Origin of the sequence: Streptomyces sp. NPDC001502, assembly GCF_042894785.1 — a bacterium.
Taxonomy (GTDB): Bacteria; Actinomycetota; Actinomycetes; order Streptomycetales; family Streptomycetaceae; genus Streptomyces; species Streptomyces kutzneri.
Genome location: NZ_JBIAVW010000013.1, coordinates 121,826 through 140,408 on the forward strand (window position 1 = coordinate 121,826; position 18,583 = coordinate 140,408).

The window sequence follows — 18,583 nt, forward strand, 5'->3', positions numbered from 1 at the left end:
GTTCATCCGGCGCCGGTTCTGGTGTCGCGCAGGGCCAGGGCGAGGTGGCGGGCCGTGTCACGGGTACGGCGCGGGACGCGACGGCCGTCCTCGACGAGCCGGGCGGTCCGGCCCATGACCCGCAGCGCGCGCACGGACCCGACGGCGGGCACCCCGTCCATCAGGGCGGCCATGGCCGTGTCGGCCCCGCGCCAGTCACCCGCCAGGGCCTGCACCCGGGCGAGTTCCGCGGCGAACAGCACCCGGTAGGCGGGGCCACCGTCGCCGCCGGCGTGCGCCGCGTCGTGGAGGAGGGCAGCCGCCGCGCCCAGGTCGCCGAGCGCTGCCCGCGCCAGGCCGTGGTGGCCGTCCAGTTCGTGCCGGTCGAACCACCAGGCCCAGGCCGGATCCCGGCCCGTGGGCGGGTCGGCGAGGAGCTCGGCGGCGGTCCCGAGGGCCCGCAGGGCTCGCGGCCCGTTCCCCATGCGGGCCAGTGCGCGCGCCGCCCGTACGTGGAAGATCGCCGCGACCCGGCCGGGAGGCTCCTCGCGGGCCAGCACGGACGAGGCGATCCGCAAGGAGCTCTCGGGCCGCCCCAGGTGCTCCTCCTGCATCGCCAGCACCGCGAGGATCAGCGGCTCCACGGCGGCGTCCGGTCGTTCCGCCCGGTCGCTCCGGGCCAGCTCCAGGGCCCGCAGATGGAGCCGCCGCGAGACGCCGTGCCGTTCGGCGTCGAAGGCGATCCACGCGGCGACCTGGTACAGCTCGGCACGCGCCGCCCGCTCCGCGCCGTCCTGCGGCAGCGGCCGACTCCGGCCGACCGTACGTACGGCCCCCAGCGCCCTCCCCACCGCCCACCGCGCCCCGGCCGCCACGTCGAGCGCGACGAGCTCCTGCGCCAAGGCCCTGATCTCCCCCTCCGTCATTCCTCGTCCTGGACGAGCGGTGGACGGCGTACGGGCCGGCCGGTCACCTCGGTCACGAATCCCCCCGGAGCGTGAGCGGGGACGGATCGCGCCCCCTGCGATCATCGTAAGCCTGGCCGGTCGGCCGACACCGGCCGAGGTTGCGGGCCGGCGGGCAGGCCGGGCGCAAGGATGCAGTCATGGCCGACATCTTTGCCTCACGCACCATCGACGTGACGACCGGCGACCGGGAGACCGTCCATGACCTGACCGACGCCTGCGCGTCCTTCCTCGGAGAGGTGGCGCGGGGCCGGAGCGGACTGCTCAACATCTTCACGCCGCATGCGACCGCCGGACTCGCCGTCATCGAGACGGGAGCGGGCAGCGACGACGACCTCCTGAAGGCCCTGGCCTCCCTGCTGCCGGCCGATGACCGCTGGCGGCACCGGCACGGTTCCCCCGGCCACGGCCGGGACCACGTACTGCCCGCGATCGTCCCGCCCCACGCGACGCTGCCCGTGATCGACGGATTGCTGGAGCTCGGAACCTGGCAGTCCGTCACCCTCGTGGACACCAACCGCGACAATCCCCGGCGTCAGGTCCGCCTGTCCTTCTTCGGCTGCTGACCCGCCCTGTGGGTCACAGGGGTGAACACGTATCAATCATGACAGGTCAGAGGCCGTTTTCGTAGGACCAAGGGCACAGCGGATTGCCCTTGTTCGGACCCCTGTGCGGCTTTCAGAATCACCGTCATGACTTACTCAGCGCACGCCAGTCACGACGCGGTACTCCGAGCCCGAGTTGCCCTCCTGGGATCACAGACCCTGCCGGCCCGGCAGGAGGTCGCCGCCTACCGCGTGCTCGTCCAGGTGAGTCCGCTGGCGTATCTGCCGCTGCTCGCCGAGGCGTTGTACGAATACAGCCGCCAGGACTTCGCGCACCTGCCCGAGACCGCACTGGCCCTGCGGGCCGAGGCCGTCGCCGCCGCCCGCCGCGTGTACGCCATGGAGCCGGCCAGGGATCTCCTGCTCATCAAGGCGCTGGACCGCTACCGGGAGCAGCTGGTGCTCATGGACCGGAAGGAGGAACTCGACGCCGTGGAACGGGAGATGGCCCTGGTGGCCTCCGGCGCCGGCGCGTAGGCCGCAGCGGCAGACCGGGAGCGAGGGGCCGCGACTCCCCGTTCGGCGAATGCCGGGCGCGCGGCCCCTCGTGCCGGATGATCGGGGGAGACGGGGGAGGGGCACCGACGAGGGACCCGGAGAGCCGATGCGACACCGAATTCCGCTCCTGCCCGCCGTGGTGGCCTTGGCGGTACTGGCCGCCGTGGCGGGGTGCGGCAGACCCTCGGCGCTGCGCGGCCCATCGCCCGCGGCCTCCTCCGTACCGTCCTCCGGCGACTTCTCCGGCCAGGTCGAGGTGGGCGGCGGCCGGAAGATCCATCTCAGCTGCAAGGGCAGCGGCAGCCCCCTCGTCCTGCTGGAATCCGGGCTGCACGACTCCTCCGACACCTGGACCTTCACCGACACCCGGCCGCCCGTACCGAAATCCCCGGCGGTGTTTCCCGGCGTCGCGGAGTTCACCCGGGTCTGCGTCTACGACCGGCCCGGAACCGTCCGGTACACCGACCCGCCGGCGCTCACCACCCGCAGCACACCGGTCGACGGCACCCGCTCCCTCACCGCGATGGCCGACGATCTCGACAAGCTGCTGACATCCGCGCGCCTGCCGGGCCCCTATGTGCTGGTCGGCCACTCCTTCGGCGGGATGATCACCCGGCTGTACGCCCAGCGGCATCCCGGGAAGACGGCGGGCCTGGTCTTCGTCGACGCCTTCGGTACGGACATCCGCGCCCTCTTCGGCGCGCGGTGGGCCGCGTACCGCACGCTGCTCGACCGGCCCGGCACGCCCTTCGACGCGGAACCCGCATTCGAGAGGGTGGACATCGACGGCTCGATCGATTCCGTCACCGCCGCGCACCCGCTGCCCGCGGTCCCCATGGCCGTCCTCAGCAAGACGGAACCCTTCGCCGCCCCGCCGGGCGGCCCGAAGGACCTGCTGGACACCCTTGAGCGGGCCTGGCCCCAGGTCCAGCAGAAGCTGGTGGGGCTGGGGTCCCAGACCCCGCACCTCCTGGCCACCGGGAGCGATCACTACGTACAGGTGCACGATCCCGACCTGACGATCAGCGCCGTCCGGCTCGTCGTGGGCCGCGTCCACGCGGAGTCGTAGACCGGCCGCGGGTGCCGCGTGCCGGGTGTCCGGGCCGGCCGGCGGGGCCGGCCCGGACGTCAGGCTCAGGCCAGGTCGAACCGGTCGAGGTTCATCACCTTGTGCCACGCCGCGACGAAGTCCTTCACGAACTTCGCCTTCGCGTCGTCGCTCGCGTAGACCTCCGCGAGGGCGCGCAGCTCCGAGTTCGACCCGAAGACGAGGTCGGCGCGGGTGCCGGTCCACTTGACCCGCCCTGTGGCCAAGTCGCGGCCCTCGAACGCGTTCGCGTCCTCGGACGTCGACGACCACGTGGTGCCCAGGTCGAGCAGGTTGACGAAGAAGTCGTTGGTGAGGGACCCGGGCGTCGTGGTGAAGACACCGTGCGGAGACTGCTGGTGGTTCGCGCCGAGCACGCGCAGACCACCGACCAGGACCGTCATCTCGGGCGCGCTGAGGGTCAGCAGGTTCGCCCGGTCGAGCAGCAGGTACTCGGCCGACAGCCGGTTGCCCTTCCCGAGGTAGTTGCGGAACCCGTCGGCCACCGGCTCCATCGCGGCGAACGACTCCACGTCCGTCTGCTCCTGCGTGGCGTCCGCGCGGCCCGGGGCGAAGGGCACCTGCACGGCGAACCCGCCGTCCTTGGCGGCCTGTTCGACGGCGGCCGCGCCGGCCAGCACGATCAGGTCCGCGAGCGAGATCCGCTTGCCGCCGCTCTGGGCGGAGTTGAAGGACTCCTGGATCCCGGTCAGGGTGCGCAGCACCCCGGCCAGCTGGTCCGGGTCGTTGACCTCCCACCCGCTCTGCGGCTGGAGCCGGATCCGACCGCCGTTGGCGCCGCCGCGCTTGTCGCTGCCGCGGAAGGACGAGGCCGAGGCCCACGCGACGGAGACGAGCTGGGACACCGACAGGTCCGAGGCGAGGACCTGCCGCTTGAGCACGGCGACATCGGCGGCGTCGACGAGCTCGTGCGTCACCTCGGGGAGCGGGTCCTGCCACAGCAGCGTCTCGGTCGGGACCTCCGGGCCGAGGTAGCGGACGAGCGGGCCCATGTCGCGGTGGGTCAGCTTGAACCACGCGCGCGCGAACGCGTCGGCGAACTCGGCGGGGTTCGCGAGGAAGCGCCGCGAGATCTGCTCGTAGGCCGGGTCGACCCGCAGCGACAGGTCGGTCGTCAGCATCGTCGGGGCGTGGGTCTTGGACGGGTCGTGGGCATCGGGCACGGTGCCCGCCCCGGCGCCGTCCTTCGGCCGCCACTGGAACGCCCCGGCCGGGCTCTTGAACAGCTCCCACTCATAGCCGAACAGGATCTCGAAGAAGGTGTTGTCCCAGGTGATCGGGGTGTTGGTCCAGATGCCCTCCAGACCGCTGGTGATCGCGTCGCCACCCTTGCCGGTGCCGAAGGAATTCGCCCAGCCCAGGCCCTGCGCCTCCATCGGGGCGGCCTCGGGGTCGGCGCCGACGCTCTCCGCCGGGCCCGCGCCGTGGGTCTTGCCGAAGGTGTGGCCGCCCGCGATCAGGGCCACCGTCTCCTCGTCGTTCATCGCCATCCGGCGGAAGGTCTCACGGATGTCGCGCGCCGCGGCGATCGGGTCGGGGTTGCCGTTCGGGCCCTCCGGATTGACGTAGATGAGGCCCATCTGGACCGCGCCGAGGGGGTTCTCCAGCTCGCGGTCGCCGGTGTAGCGCTCGTCGTCGAGCCAGGTGGTCTCGGGGCCCCAGTAGACGTCCTCGTCGGGCTCCCAGACGTCCGGGCGGCCGCCGCCGAAGCCGAAGGTCTCGAAGCCCATCGACTCCAGGGCCACGTTGCCGGTGAGGATCATGAGGTCGGCCCACGAGAGGCTCTGGCCGTACTTCTGCTTGACCGGCCACAGCAGACGGCGGGCCTTGTCGAGGTTGCCGTTGTCCGGCCAGCTGTTGAGGGGGGCGAAACGCTGCTGGCCGGCCCCGGCGCCCCCGCGGCCGTCGCTGATCCGGTAGGTGCCCGCGCTGTGCCAGGCCATACGGATCATGAACGGCCCGTAGTGGCCGAAGTCGGCGGGCCACCAGTCCTGGGAGGTGGTCAGCACGTCCGCGATGTCCCGCTTGACGGCGGGAAGATCGAGGGTCCGGAAGGCCGCGGCGTAGTCGAACTCCTCACCGAGGGGGTTCGCGACGGCGGGGTTCTTGGCGAGGATCTTCAGGTTGAGCCGTTCAGGCCACCACTGGCGGTTTCCGCCGCCCTGGGTCGGGTGCGGGGCTCGCCCGTGGGCTACCGGACAGCCGTCCCCACCCTCCGGCTTGGCATCTGTGACGATTGCATCATGGTTCTCAGACATGGGAATCCTTCCGTACCAGGCGGATCACGGTGTTCAGGAACTGAATGCGACTGAATGCGAGGGAACAGCCGGGGCGCAGGGCCCCAAGATGAATGGGCTCGGCGCTCGGCGCTCGTCGATCGCCTTGACGCCGAGGGGTCACCGTCCCGGACGGTTGCGCGCAGTGGGACGCCGGCGGCCGGTACACACGTGCCGGCACCGGGCAGCTCCTCGGCGGTGATCCGTCACGTCCTTGTCACCTGCCGCTCTGGAGTCTTCCTGTCTCTTGGCTATCTACGGAACCGATCCTACGATGGACGGAATCCAAGTCAAGAAGGACATCAGGTCCACGTTCGACCGGATCCCGGATGTCCGCCGATAAACTTCGGGGCACCCCGTCGAACCTGAATAGGTGGGCCGATATGAGTGACCTGCTGGAGCGATTGCGCGGGCGTGGCTGGCGGATGACGTCCCAGCGGCGCGTGGTCGCGGAGGTCCTCGACGGCGACCATGTGCACCTCACGGCGGACGAGGTGCACGCGCGTGCGGCCCGGCGGTTGCCGGAGATCTCGCGTGCGACGGTCTACAACGCCCTGGGTGAGCTGGTCGCCCTCGGCGAGGTCGTGGAGGTCACCACCGACGGCCGGGCGAAGCGCTACGACCCCAACGCGCACCATCCGCACCAGCACCTCGTGTGCTCCGCCTGCGGCCTCATCCGCGACGTCCACCCGACGGACGACCCCCTGGCCGGACTCCCGGCGGACGAGCGCTTCGGCTTCACCGTGTCCGGGGTGGAGGTCACCTACCGCGGCCTGTGCCCGGACTGCGCCGACGGGGCCTAGTACGCGGGCGCGGGCGCCCCGCGCCCCGGTCCTCCTCAGCCGCGCAGTCCCGGCGCCGCCGTGGAGAAAGCGCCGCCCGGGCGCGACATGATCGGTCATACCGCAGACGGTTTGCGAGTCCTCGATCGCCGTCGGCACGGACCCCCGGAAGGCGCGAGCACCCCGCATTCGGGGGTCGTAATACCGTCTCTTACCGGCCACGCGCAAGGCTTCAACAAGAAAATCCTTGATACCGCACTAGACTGGTGGGTTGTTTGGCGCTGGGCCGGAACAACCTGGGCAGACCCGGGCTCCGCCCGCGACCCGGATGATGCCGGGAACGAGACGCGAGGGCCGATGGCAGTCACACCTGAGCGCGGTGAACTCACTCTGCTCGACGACGGGGAGACGCAGGAGGAGTACGGCAAGTCCGCCCGCTTCACCGCCGGGCCCGCCGCCCCCACCCGCACCCTCGTCGACGTCTTCGAGGCCACCGTACGGACGTACCCCGACGAGCTCGCCCTCGACGACGGAACCACCCGACTGACCTACCGGGCGCTCGCCATCGAGGTCGAGCGCCGGCGCCGGGCCCTCGCGGCCGCCGGAGTAGGCCTCGGAGACCGCGTCGGCGTCCGCGTACCGTCCGGGACCAACGAGCTGTACGTGGCCGTCCTCGCCGTCCTCGCCGCGGGCGCCGCCTACGTACCCGTCGACGCCGAGGACCCGGACGAGCGCGCCGACCTCGTCTTCGGCGAGGCCGGGGTCCGGGCGGTGCTCGGCGGCGGACAGCGCATCCACTCCGGCCGGCCCGCAGAGCCCGGCCCCCGCGCCGCCGCCTCCCGCCCCGGCCCCGAGCACGACGCGTGGATCATCTTCACCTCCGGCTCCACCGGCAAGCCCAAGGGCGTCGCCGTCAGCCACCGCAGCGCCGCCGCCTTCGTCGACGCCGAGGCCGCGCTGTTCCTCGCCGAGGAGCCGATCGGCCCCGGCGACCGGGTCATGGCCGGACTGTCCGTCGCTTTCGACGCCTCCTGCGAGGAGATGTGGCTGGCCTGGCGCCACGGCGCCTGCCTCGTGCCCGTACCCCGCTCCCAGGTGCGCAGCGGCGCGGACCTCGGCCCCTGGCTCGTCGACCAGGAGATCACCGTGGTCTCCACCGTGCCCACCCTGGCCGCCCTCTGGGAGCCCGACGCGCTCAACGAGGTCCGGCTGCTGATCTTCGGCGGCGAGGCCTGCCCGCCCGAGCTCACCCAGCGCCTGGTCACCGAAGGCCGCGAGGTCTGGAACACCTACGGCCCCACCGAGGCCACCGTCGTCGCCTGCGCCGCCCTCCTGACCGGCGAGGAGCCGATCCGTATCGGCCTCCCGCTGAACGGCTGGGAACTGGCCGTCGTCGACGAGTCCGGTGAACCCGTACCCATGGGCGGCAGCGGCCAGCTCGTGATCGGCGGCGTCGGCCTCGCCCGCTACCTCGACCCCGACAAGGACGCCGAGAAGTACGCCCCGCTCGAATCCCTCGGCTGGCAGCGCGCCTACCGCAGCGGCGACCTCGTGCGCGCCGAACCGGAAGGCCTGGTCTTCCTCGGCCGCGCCGACGAACAGATCAAGCTCGGCGGCCGCCGGATCGAGCTCGGCGAGGTCGACGCCGCGCTCCAGGCCCTGCCCGGCGTCGCCGGCGCGGCCGCCGCCGTCCGCACCGCGCGCAGCGGCAACCAGCTGCTCGTCGGCTACCTCGTCACCCAGGACGGCTGGGACCACGCGGCAGCGGTCACCCGGCTGCGCGCCGAGCTGCCCGCCGCCCTCGTCCCCCTGCTCGCGCCCGTCGCCGAGCTGCCCACCCGCACCTCCGGCAAGGTCGACCGCGACGCGCTGCCCTGGCCACTGCCCGACCTGGAGACCTCCGGCCCCACCGAGCAGCTCTACGGGACCGAGGCCTGGCTCGCCGAACAGTGGAGCGAGACCCTCGGCGTGACCGTCACCGGCGCCGCCGACGACTTCTTCGCGATCGGCGGCGGCAGCCTCGCCGCCGCCCAGCTCACCACCCGGCTGCGCACCCGCTACCCGAGCGCGGCCGTCCTCGACATCTATCAGCAGCCCACCCTGCGCAAGCTGGCCCGGCACCTGGAGAAGTCCGCCCAGGGCGACGGAGCGGCCCGTACCGTCGCACCGGTCCCGCTGCGCTCCCAGGTGGCGCAGTCGCTCCTGCTGCTCCCGCTGTTCACCCTGGTGGGCCTGCGCTGGACGGTCGCCCTGCTGGCCCTCGGCAACGTCCTGCACGGCTTCGGGACCTTCCCGTGGGCGCCGACCGCCTCCTGGTGGCTCGTCGCCGCAGGCGCGCTGCTGCTGTACAGCCCGCCGGGCCGTCTCGCGATCGCGGCCGGCGGCGCCCGCCTCCTGCTGCGCGGCGTGCAGGCCGGACGCCACCCGCGCGGCGGAAGCGTGCACCTGCGGCTGTGGACGGCCGAGCGGCTGGCCGAATGCGCCGGCGCCACGTCCCTCACCGGTTCCTGGCTGGAACGCTACGGCCGGGCCCTCGGCGCCAAGATCGGCCCCGAGGTGGACCTGCACTCCCTGCCCCCGGTCACGGGCATGCTCAAACTCGGCCGCGGCTGCGCCGTGGAGTCCGAAGTGGACCTCTGCGGCCACTGGCTGGACGGGGACCACCTGGAGATCGGCGCGATCAAGGTCGGCGCGGGCGCGGTGGTCGGCACCCGCAGCATCCTCTTCCCCGGCGCGCGGGTCGGAAAGCGCGCCGAGGTGGCCCCCGGCTCCGCCGTCGTCGGACAGATCCCGACCGGCCAGCGCTGGGCAGGCGCTCCCGCCGGAAAGCTCGGCAAGGCCAAGCACAACTGGCCGGGGGAACGCCCGCCGCGCGGACTTCCCTGGCGGGCCGCCTACGGGGCGGCCGGCTTCGGCCTCACCGCCCTGCCCGTGCTCGCCGCGCTGCCCGCCCTGCTCTTGGCCGGCCGCTTCGTGCCCGCCGGCGCCGGGCTCACCGAAGCACTGCGCGGAGCCCTGCTCGCCGTGGTGCCCGGGGCACTCGTCTTCGGGTTCGCCTACGCGGCGCTGCTGCTGGTCTCCGTACGCCTGCTCAGCCTCGGCCTGCGGACCGGAACCCACCCCACGCACAGCAGGGTCGGCTGGCAGGCCTGGACGGTCACCCAGCTGATGGACCTGTCCCGCGAGACGCTCTTCCCGCTGTACGCCGGGCTGATCACACCGGTATGGCTGCGGCTGCTCGGCATGAAGATCGGCCGGGGCGCCGAGGTGTCCACCGTGCTCGCCCTGCCCAGCCTCACCACCGTCGGCGAAGGCGCCTTCCTCGCCGACGACACCCTGACCGCCCCCTACGAGCTCGGCGGCGGCTGGGTGCGCATCGGACACTCCGAGATCGGCCGCCGCGCCTTCCTCGGGAACTCCGGCATGACCGCCCCGGGCCGCAGCGTGCCGGACGACGGGCTGGTCGGCGTGCTGTCCGCCACCCCGAAGAAGGCCAAGAAGGGCAGCTCCTACCTGGGGCTCCCGCCCGTCCGGCTTCCCCGGTCCACCGCGGGCGCCGACCAGAGCCGGACGTACGAGCCGCCCGCTCGGCTGCTGTGGGCGCGCGGCCTGGTGGAACTGTGCCGGCTCGTCCCGGTGTTCTGCTCGGTCGCCCTGGCCGTGCTGACCTCAGCGGCGCTCTGCGCGCTGATCATGCGGAGCGGTCCGGGGATCTGGGGCACCGCGCTGCTCTCCGGAGCGGTCCTGCTCACCGCCGGAGTGGCCGCCTGCGCGGTCGCGGTGACCGCCAAATGGCTGCTGGTGGGCCGGCACCGGACGGGGGAGCACCCGCTGTGGAGCGGCTTCGTGTGGCGCAACGAGCTGGCCGACACCTTCGTGGAGGTACTGGCCGTGCCGTGGCTGGCCGGATCGGTGCCCGGCACGCCGGTGCTGGCCCTGTGGCTGCGCGCGCTCGGCGGCCGGATCGGCCGGGGCGTGTGGTGCGAGAGCTACTGGCTGCCCGAGACGGACCTGGTCGTGCTGGGCGACGGGGTCAGCGTGAACCGCGGCTGTGTGTTGCAGACACACCTCTTCCACGACCGGATCTTGAGGACGGATACTGTGGTGCTCCGTGAGGGCGCCACCTTGGGCCCGGGCGGAATCGTCCTGCCCGGGAGCACGGTGGGGGCCCGCAGCACACTGGGCCCCGCATCCCTCGTGATGGCCGGGGAATCCGTCCCCGCCGACACCCGCTGGCTGGGCAATCCGATCGAGGCGTGGCGGTCCTGACCGGGCCGTCCGCGCCGCGGCGGGCAGCAGGGCGGCACCGGCACCCCGGTACACCGGCACACCAGCACGTCGTACGAGCACAGCGCAGGGAGCGGAAGCGGCAGTGAGCGGCCAGAGAACAGAGCCATCGGACCCGTACTTCCCGGCCAACGGCGACTCCCGTTACCGAGTGCACCGGTACGAACTCGCTCTGGAGTACCGTCCCGGTCCCAACCGGCTCGCCGGCACGGCCCGCCTGAGCGCGATCGCCGGGCGGGCGCCGCTCACCGAGTTCCACCTGAACCTGGCCGAATTCAGAATAGGCCGCGTCCTGGTGAACGGCCGGGCGCCGCACTACACCCACCGCGGCGGCAAACTCCGCATCCGCCCGGCCAAGCCCCTGCCCGCCGGATCCGCCTTCACCGTGGAAGTGCACTGGGCGGGCAACCCCAAGCCGGTGCGCAGCCCTTGGGGCGGCATCGGCTGGGAGGAACTGACCGACGGCGCGCTGGTGGCCAGCCAGCCCGTCGGCGCGCCCTCCTGGTACCCGTGCAACGACCGGCCCGCCGACAAGGCCTCGTACCACATCTCGGTCAACACGCCCTCCCCCTACACGGTCGTGGCCGGCGGCCGGCTGCTCACGCGCACGACGAAGGCCAGCACGACCACCTGGGTCTACGAGCAGTCCGCGCCGACCTCCAGCTACCTGGTCAGCCTGTCCATCGGCATGTACCAGACGGTGCTTCTCGGCGACCCCGGACTCGGCGGCGTACCGCAGAGCGCCCACGTGCCGGCGCACCTGCTGCCGCGGTTCTCCCGCGATTTCGCCCGGCAGCCCGCCATGATGCGCTTGTTCGAGGAACTCTTCGGGCCCTACCCCTTCGGCGAGTACGTGGTGGTCGTCGCCGACGAGGAACTGGACGTCCCCGTGGAGGCACAGGGCCTGTCCACCTTCGGCGCCAACCACGTGGACGGCGTCCGCGGCTCGGAACGCCTCATCGCCCACGAGCTCGCGCACCAGTGGTTCGGCAACAGCGTGACCATCGCCGACTGGCGGCACATCTGGCTGAACGAGGGATTCGCGAAGTACGCCGAATGGCTCTGGTCGGAACGCTCCGGCGGCCGCACCGCGCACGAGCTGGCCACCGCCGCACACAGGCTGCTGTCCTCGCAGCCACGGGACTTGCGGCTGTCCGACCCCGGCCGCAAGCTGATGTTCGACGACCGCCTGTACCAGCGCGGTGGCCTCACCCTGCACGCGATCCGCTGCGCGCTGGGCGACAGCGCGTTCTTCCGCATGCTGCGGGACTGGGCCACGGTGCACCGCCACGGGGTGGTGTCCACCGTGGCCCTCACCCACCACGTGGCCCGCTACGCGGCCGAGCCGCTGGACGACCTGTTCACCGCCTGGCTGTACGAGCCGGCCCTGCCGCCCCTGCCGGCCCCGGCCCGGCCCCCGATACCGGCGAGGCCCGGATACCCGCCGACGAACGGCGGCTCGAAGGGCGGCCGCGGAAAGACAGGCCCTAGCTCCTCTCGGGGGTGAGCGGCATACGGGCCCGCACCTGCCAGTCGCCCTCGGCGGTGGCCTCGGCCCGGAAGGTGCCGCCGGCCAGGGTGACGCGTTCGCGCAGGACCTTCAGCCCGTAGCCCGGGCGGGAGGCCGGCCGGGCCGTCCCGTCGTTGGATATCCGCACGGCTGCCTCGTGGGGACGGACGCGCACATGGACGCTGACGTGGCGGCAGTGGCGGGCGTGCTTGCGGATGTTGGTCAGGGACTCCATCGTCACCCGGTGCAGGGTGGCGGCCACCTCGGGCGGAACGCTGTCCACCGGGCCCTCCTCGGTGAGGTACGCCGGTACCCCGTTCAGGGCGAACCCCCGCACCAGGGCCCGCAGGTCGTCCATTCCGGCCGGCGCGGCCGGCGGTGCGTCGCTCTCCCCGGCCCCGAGCCCGGCGACCATCTGCCGCATGGACGCGAGCGCCTCCGCCCCGGTCTCCTCGATGCGCTGCAGGGCTGGCAGGACCAGGTCGGGCCGCCTGGCGGCGACCGCCCGGGCTCCCTGTGCCTGTACCACGATGCCGGTCACGTGGTGGGCGAGGTGGTCGTGCAGATCCCTCGCCAGCTCGATCCGCTGTTCGAGCCGGACACGGTGTGCGCGCTGCCGCCGGTCCGCCTCCACGATCCGCACGGTCACACTCGCCCCCGCCACCAAGGCCGTGACCAGCGTGAGGCCGAACGCGACGGTCAGGCTTCCCTCCTGCACGCCGATGGACAGGGGGCGCAGGACGACGGCCGCCGCCAGCAGCAGGGCGATCGGCGCGGCGGGGGCCGCCGGCCCGCGCCGGGCGACGAAGGCCAGCACCATCAGGAGGGCGACCGGCTCGAACGCCCCGTACGCGGACGAGACGCCGGCGGCGGGGTGGCTCAGGAGCAGGGCCACGGAGCAGACCAGCGAGGCGGTGGCGGCGGCGCCCCCGGCACAGGCGTACGACCGGGCTTCCTTGAGCAGGGGCAGGGCGACGAGGACGGCGCCCACGACGGCGGCCGACAGCGTGAGCCGGGCCTGCGACGCCGGTCCGGCGAACGTCCCGGCCCGTACGTCCACCCAGGCCGCGGCTGCGAGCACACAGGCTGCGAGGGACCGCAGCAGGACCGCCGCCCTGCCGGGAACGGCGAGGAAGCGGAGGAGAGGAGACCACATAGCGCGCAGATTAGATCATCCACCTGCCCGATCCCTCGGCGCCCACGAGGCCGGTGGCCGGGATTGACGTAGCCTGCGACGGTTGCGAACCGAGAGCCGCCGAGGGAAGACCGATGTCGATCTCTGCCACGTGGCTGTTGCCCGCCGAGGACGACGACGCGGCCGCACACCGGGCCCGGGTCGAGCGCCTGCGCGACACCCTCGCAGAATGGCTGGGCACGGACGAACGGTGACACGGCCCGGACGCTCTCCGGTCCGAGCGCCCGAGCCTCAGGAAGGCATCGCGGCGTGATCGGACTCGCCGCGCAGGACGCAGAATTCATTGCCTTCAGGATCGGCGAGGACCGCCCAGCCCGTACCGTCGGGCTGCCGGCGATCGGCGACCAGGGTGGCTCCGAGATGCAACAGCCGCTCGACCTCCTCCTCGCGTGAGGTCGTCGGACGCAGGCACAGGTGGATCCGGTTCTTGACCGTCTTCGGTTCCGGCACCTGGTTGAAGTACAGGAGCGGGCCCTCCGGAAGCATCACCGGGATCTCCTGGTCACCTCGTTCGGCGTCCGGATGCAGCGGACTACCGGTCACTTCACTCCAGAACCGGGCCAGTTCATACGCGTCCGAACAGTCGATCGCCACATTCTGCACCACCGAAACCATGCGCCCCAGCCTGCCCCAGCACCCCGCCGTCCGCCACCGAATTGGCCCTAGGGTGTCTTGCCTGATCGGCAAGACACCCCTAGCTCTGTTTCGTCCAGCGCTGCGACGCCTCCCCGCCGCACGTCGTGGTCACCAGCCCGCTGCTCATGCCCAGGTCGAGGCAGCCCCCGCTGAAGTCGTTGCGGAGGCTGCCGCCCGACCCCGTACGCCACAGCCTGGCGGTGCCCTGGGAGCAGTCGCCGACGAAGACCGCCTGGCCGAGCATGTTGGCGTACAGGCAGCCGCCGCCCTGCTGGTTGACGAGCTTGAAGCTGCCGTCCGGACCGCTCTGGACGGTCCACCGGGCGCTCGCGTCCGCGCAGTCGCCGTAGTCCGAAGCCCCGAAGACCTGCGTGATGCACTTGCTGTTGTTGCCGTTGCGGAAGCGGTAGGTGCCGGAAGCGGGGGGTGCCGGGGCCGTGGGCGCGGTGGACGTCCCGCCGTTGGAGGGGCGCGTACTGCCGGAGCCGCCCGCGTTCGCGGGGTTGCCGGAGTTCCCGGCGCTGCCGGAGCCGGGCTGTGCCCCGCCGCCGGGGAGGGTGCCGGGCCCGGTGCCGGGGCCGGTTCCGCCCACGCCCCCGGCGGCCGCGGCCTGTCCCGGGTCCTGTGCGGGCGGCTGCGCGGGTGATGCCGTACCCGACGGGCTGCCGCCCGCCGGATCCGCTGCACCCGGTGCGGCCGCGGATGCCGTCGGGTCGGCCGGCGCCGTGACCGGGGCGGAAGACGGGGAGTTCCCGGCCCCGGCCTGGGGCGCGGAGACGTACGGCAGGTGCTGGATGGCGAGCGTCGTACCGCCCGCGACCACGACGACGGGCACGACGGCGAGGAGGACGCGGGTGCGGCGGCGGTGCGCGGCCCGTTCCGGACGGGCCGTGACCGGGGGAGCGGCGGGCGCCACCGGGACCGGGGCCTTCTCCGGCTCGGTCTCCGGCTCCGGCTCGGGTTCCGGCTGCTCGCCGGTGAGCGGGACCGTCGGTACGTCGGCCTCCCGCACGTTCGCGGCGAAGGCGGCCCGCTCGGTCAGGCGCTCGGTGACGGCTTCCGGCCACAGCGGGGCGGTGAACGGGTCCTGCCCGGCGGCGCGTTCGAGGAGTTCGGCGGCGGTGGGACGTCCCTCGGGGTCCTTGTCGAGGCAGGCCGCGACGAGCTCGGCGAGGTCAGGCTCCAGCTCCCGCAGCGGCTCCAGGTCGGGCTCCTCGTGGACGATGCGGTACAGCACCCCGTGCCCCGACTCGTCGCCGAACGGCGGCTGACCGCACGCCGCGTACGCGAGTACGGAGCCCAGCGCGAACACATCGGTGGCGCCGCTCAACCGCCTTCGGCCCGAAGCCTGTTCGGGTGCCATGTAGGCGGGCGTACCCACGACCATGCCGGTCCGGGTCAGCTGGCTCTGCTCGGCGGCCCGGGCCACGCCGAAGTCGATGAGGGTGAGACCGTCGAGCGTCAGCATGACGTTGGACGGCTTGAGGTCCCGGTGCACCATGTCCAGAGCGTGCACCGCCGCCAGCCCCGCCGCGGCTTCCCGCAGCAGCAGCCACAGCGCCCGCGCGGGCAGCGGCCCGCCGTGCAGCGCGACGGCCTCCCTCAGGGTGAGCCCGGGGATGTAGGCGGTGGCGAACCACGGGGGAGTGGCGGTGCGGTCGCTGTCGAGGAGCGGCGCGGTGGCGTCCGCGGGCAGCCGGGCGAGGTTGTCCAACTCGTGCCCGAAACGGCGCAGGAAGTCCTGGTCCTCCCCGACGACGGAGGACAGCAGTTGCTTGACGGCGACGTACCGGCTCTCGCGAATGCCGAGGTAGACGCGCCCCATGCCGCCGGCCCCGAGCCGGCCCGCCAGCGGGATCGACCCGATCCGGCGCGGATCCCCCGGCTCCAGCGGTTCGGCCCCGCTGCCCGTCAGCTCTAACACGTCAGCCCCGCTCGAATTGGAGAAGTTTCCAGGAATCTAACCCTGATGATCCCGAGACGGCAATGCGGGCCCCTGAACGCCGAGTTGATCCCGTTTTCGCCCCCGGGAACCCCGCCTTCGCCGCTCGGCGGTCGGTCGGCCGGTCTCGGACCGGGTGAGAAGCCCCTGTTCGGCCGTACCCCGCAGGCGCGCGTGTCCTGCGCCGGGGCCGCCGGCCTGCCGACCGTGCGGGCCGGAGCGGAGCGGACCGGACCGGACCGGACCGCTGGCGGCCCGATCGTGGCGCGGCGGCCGGGGCCCCTGCCGGGACGATCCGTCCGCATCGCCTCGGCCGGTGCCCGGCCGAGTACCACCGGCGCCGACCGTGAGCGGGCGGCGCAGGCCACCGCCCTGCTGCGGACGCGCCGGCGACAGCCCCGTCCCGGTCCCGAACTGGCCCGTGCGATCGCTCTGCTGGCCCGGCTCCGGACCTCCGCCGGGCCCCACTGGCCGCCCCCGTCAGCAGTGGGATAATCCAGTGGGGGAGACAGATGTGACGCACTCGGATCGAGAAGCTCGGGCGACTCGAAGGGAGGAGCGTGGTGAGCACCCCCGCCGCCGCTCGCATCGCCGACCTGCTGGAGGGCGTACCGACGGCCTCGAACCCGCCCGCACGGTTCCCCGCTCCGGCCCCCGACCGACCGCCGCGCACCGATGGTCCAACGCTCAACATCACCGTGATCTGGGGTGACATCGCACAGATCGCGGCCGATCTGCACGTCACAGGTCATTACCAGTCGGTAGTGCCCGCGGCCGCGGAACTCGCACTCGACCGGGCCATCTCCGTCGACCCCCGCCGCACCATCACGGAGCACACCAAGCTCGGCTGGATCGAAGCCCAGTTGGGCGAAGTCACGTACTTCCCCTGCAAGGAGGGCCCCGTGCGGTGCGCCGCGGTCGTCGGCATGGGGCCGATGGGCACCCTGACGGAACGCCGCGCCGTCCAGATGTACGCCTCCCTGCTCGGCGAAGCGCTCGGGCTCGGTCACGTCGGGACCCTGGCCACCGTGCTCATCGGCTCGGGCACGGGCAATCTGACCGTCAAACAGGCAGCCCGCGCGATCGTCCGGGGATTCGCCGACGCCCTGGCGCCGCTCGGCCCGCCCACACCGCCGCCCCGGCTCACCGACGTACTCGTCATGGAGGTCGACCGGCTGCGCGCGGAGCAGCTCCACCTCGCACTCACGGACTCCGCCGCGAAGCTCCCGCAGGTACGGATCGTCCCCGGGCTGCGCGAGGAGAGCGGCGGCGAGCTGTTCGGGCCCTCCGCCGCGGTGTACGCCCTGTCGGCGCTGACCGGACTCGCCGGCCCGGCGGGCGCGGTCACCCGTGACGGCACCCCCGGTACCCCCGGCGGCCCCGGCCCGCCGGAGGACGTCCTGCACACCGTGCTGGCCGGCTTCGACGCCGGCATCCAGGCAAAGATCCGCGAGCAGCTGGCGGACCTGGCCTCGGTGGAACGCACCGAGCTGTCCCTGACCGTCCGCAGACCGGCGGAGGCCCAGGACGACGCGGTGCCCGTCCGCATGTCCGTCCAGTCGGGGGTCGGAGGCCTGCGCTGGGCGGCGCTGACCGGGCGGGCCACCGTACCGGAGCGGCTCGTACCGGTGGACATGGACCTGCTGCGGGAGCTCGTGGACCGGCTGACGGAGCCGAGCGTCAAGGACGCGTGCGAACTGCCCGACCTGCTGTCCCGGTTCGTGGTCCCGCCGGACTTCCAGCGGCTGCTCACCGACGACTCGACGGTGCTGCTGGAACTGGACCGCGACACGGCCTCCGTCCCCTGGGAGTTCCTGGCCGAGATCCAGCAGGCCGGCGTGGAGAAGCGCGATCCCCTGGCGATCCGCACCCAGCTGTCCAGGCAACTGCGCACGACCTACTCGCGGGTGATGACCGAGGGCCTGGCGGACGGACCGCTGCGCGCCCTGGTGATCGGAGACCCGGGAGACCCGGAGAAGGGATTCCACCTGCCGGGAGCCCGCCAGGAGGCCCTCGCGGTGGCCTCCCGGCTCAAGGAGCTCGGGGCCAAGGTCAGCCTGTTCGTCGGCGCGGCCAACGCGCTGCGCCAGCCGGGCGTCGACCCCGCCCGGCGCCTGGACGTGCTGCGGGTCCTGCTGTGCGGGGGCAACCACATCGTCCACTACTGCGGGCACAGCGACTTCGACCTCTCCGGTACGGGACGGCGCTCGGGCTGGGTCTTCGCGGACGGCCTGCTGACCGCCCAGGAACTCGCCCTGCTCGAACGCCCGCCCCTGATCGTCGTCGCCAACGCCTGCTACACGGCCCGCCTCGGCGACGCCGCCGGCCCCGGCGCCCCGGACGGGGCGCCCGGCCTCGCCGGCCGCAGCCCCTGGGGGAACCCGCAGGCCGCGCTGGTGCCGAGCCTCGCCGACGAATTCCTGCGCATGGGCGTGGGGCACTACATCGGGGCGGCCTGGCGGATCCCCGACGACCAGGGAATCTCCTTCGCCGACCAGTTCTACACGCACCTGTTCAAAGGCGGGTCCGGCGAGGCGACCCCGACGGTGGGCGGCGCCGTCCGCGCGGCGCGCAGGCGCCTCTACGGGTTGCGCGCCGCAGGACAGCAGGAGCAGGGCCCCGGCAGCCCGGGCGGACCGAACAGCGCCGACGGTCCGAACAGCGCCGGCAGCGCCGGCAGCTCCGACGGCTCCGACGGCCCGCACGTCACGCCGAGCGGGCAGCGCTGGAGTTCCTGGGCCGCCTACCAGCACTACGGGGACGCGGCCGACCCGTTCGTCCGACCAGGGGGCAACTAGGA

General features: G+C 73.0%; 12 protein-coding genes. 7 read left to right on the forward strand and 5 right to left on the reverse strand.

The features are described from left to right. Positions 1–2: 2 nt before the first annotated feature. A complete protein-coding gene (locus tag ACFY0D_RS23440; protein WP_390800008.1) occupies positions 3–905 on the reverse strand; it encodes a hypothetical protein in 903 nt (300 codons plus the stop codon). A gap of 179 nt (positions 906–1,084) precedes the next feature. Here ACFY0D_RS23440 and ACFY0D_RS23445 point away from each other — a divergent pair, with 179 nt between their 5' ends. The 3 genes from ACFY0D_RS23445 (at position 1,085) to ACFY0D_RS23455 (ending at position 3,116) form a co-directional block, all read left to right on the forward strand. Then, positions 1,085–1,510, forward strand: coding sequence for a secondary thiamine-phosphate synthase enzyme YjbQ (locus ACFY0D_RS23445; RefSeq protein WP_301363732.1), 426 nt, complete (start codon positions 1,085–1,087; stop codon positions 1,508–1,510). Between the two features lie 126 nt (positions 1,511–1,636). Then, positions 1,637–2,026 (forward strand): hypothetical protein, encoded by a 390-nt coding sequence (locus ACFY0D_RS23450; protein WP_390800009.1) that lies wholly within the window; start codon positions 1,637–1,639, stop codon positions 2,024–2,026. Positions 2,027–2,153: 127 nt separating this feature from the next. Further along, positions 2,154–3,116 carry an alpha/beta fold hydrolase gene (locus ACFY0D_RS23455; RefSeq protein ID WP_390800010.1) on the forward strand — a complete coding sequence of 321 codons (963 nt, stop codon included), beginning with the start codon at positions 2,154–2,156 and terminating at the stop codon, positions 3,114–3,116. 65 nt (positions 3,117–3,181) lie between these two features. On the opposite strand, the gene katG is transcribed toward ACFY0D_RS23455, so the two are convergent. Further along, the gene (gene katG, locus ACFY0D_RS23460) at positions 3,182–5,413 is read right to left on the reverse strand and encodes a catalase/peroxidase HPI (protein ID WP_390800011.1); all 2,232 of its coding nucleotides are present in this window, start codon (positions 5,411–5,413) and stop codon (positions 3,182–3,184) included. Positions 5,414–5,814: 401 nt separating this feature from the next. Between katG and ACFY0D_RS23465 the strand changes: the two genes are divergently transcribed. The 3 genes from ACFY0D_RS23465 to ACFY0D_RS23475 all read left to right on the forward strand — a co-directional run bounded on the left by ACFY0D_RS23465 (position 5,815) and on the right by ACFY0D_RS23475 (position 12,007). After that, positions 5,815–6,234, forward strand: a complete 420-nt coding sequence (locus tag ACFY0D_RS23465; RefSeq protein WP_390800012.1) for a Fur family transcriptional regulator — start codon at positions 5,815–5,817, stop codon at positions 6,232–6,234. A 336-nt stretch (positions 6,235–6,570) separates the two neighbouring features. Beyond that, the gene (locus ACFY0D_RS23470; protein ID WP_390800013.1) at positions 6,571–10,482 is read left to right on the forward strand and encodes a Pls/PosA family non-ribosomal peptide synthetase; all 3,912 of its coding nucleotides are present in this window, start codon (positions 6,571–6,573) and stop codon (positions 10,480–10,482) included. A gap of 103 nt (positions 10,483–10,585) precedes the next feature. Then, entirely contained in the window at positions 10,586–12,007 is a 1,422-nt protein-coding gene (locus ACFY0D_RS23475; protein ID WP_390800014.1) for a M1 family metallopeptidase, read from the forward strand. Here ACFY0D_RS23475 and ACFY0D_RS23480 read toward each other — a convergent pair. From ACFY0D_RS23480 to ACFY0D_RS23490, 3 genes are all read right to left on the reverse strand, one after another. Further along, on the reverse strand, positions 11,988–13,166 hold the full coding sequence (locus ACFY0D_RS23480; RefSeq protein WP_390800015.1) for a sensor histidine kinase: 1,179 nt from the start codon (positions 13,164–13,166) through the stop codon (positions 11,988–11,990). The genes ACFY0D_RS23475 and ACFY0D_RS23480 overlap by 20 nt on opposite strands. A gap of 270 nt (positions 13,167–13,436) precedes the next feature. Continuing rightward, positions 13,437–13,820, reverse strand: a complete 384-nt coding sequence (locus ACFY0D_RS23485; RefSeq protein ID WP_390800016.1) for a VOC family protein — start codon at positions 13,818–13,820, stop codon at positions 13,437–13,439. Positions 13,821–13,899: 79 nt separating this feature from the next. Then, the gene (locus tag ACFY0D_RS23490; protein WP_390800017.1) at positions 13,900–15,765 is read right to left on the reverse strand and encodes a protein kinase; all 1,866 of its coding nucleotides are present in this window, start codon (positions 15,763–15,765) and stop codon (positions 13,900–13,902) included. 581 nt (positions 15,766–16,346) lie between these two features. On the opposite strand from ACFY0D_RS23490, the gene ACFY0D_RS23495 reads away from it, so the two are divergent. Next, positions 16,347–18,581: a CHAT domain-containing protein gene (locus tag ACFY0D_RS23495; RefSeq protein WP_390800018.1), complete on the forward strand. Its 2,235-nt coding sequence runs from the start codon at positions 16,347–16,349 to the stop codon at positions 18,579–18,581. Positions 18,582–18,583 lie beyond the last annotated feature (2 nt).

Coding starts and splice junctions, on each gene's coding strand:
- ACFY0D_RS23440 (WP_390800008.1), bottom strand. CDS start 905: ATGACGGAGGGGGAGATCAGGGCCTTGGCGCAGGAGCTCGTCGCGCTC.
- ACFY0D_RS23445 (WP_301363732.1), top strand. CDS start 1,085: ATGGCCGACATCTTTGCCTCACGCACCATCGACGTGACGACCGGCGAC.
- ACFY0D_RS23450 (WP_390800009.1), top strand. CDS start 1,637: ATGACTTACTCAGCGCACGCCAGTCACGACGCGGTACTCCGAGCCCGA.
- ACFY0D_RS23455 (WP_390800010.1), top strand. CDS start 2,154: ATGCGACACCGAATTCCGCTCCTGCCCGCCGTGGTGGCCTTGGCGGTA.
- katG (WP_390800011.1), bottom strand. CDS start 5,413: ATGTCTGAGAACCATGATGCAATCGTCACAGATGCCAAGCCGGAGGGT.
- ACFY0D_RS23465 (WP_390800012.1), top strand. CDS start 5,815: ATGAGTGACCTGCTGGAGCGATTGCGCGGGCGTGGCTGGCGGATGACG.
- ACFY0D_RS23470 (WP_390800013.1), top strand. CDS start 6,571: ATGGCAGTCACACCTGAGCGCGGTGAACTCACTCTGCTCGACGACGGG.
- ACFY0D_RS23480 (WP_390800015.1), bottom strand. CDS start 13,166: ATGTGGTCTCCTCTCCTCCGCTTCCTCGCCGTTCCCGGCAGGGCGGCG.
- ACFY0D_RS23485 (WP_390800016.1), bottom strand. CDS start 13,820: ATGGTTTCGGTGGTGCAGAATGTGGCGATCGACTGTTCGGACGCGTAT.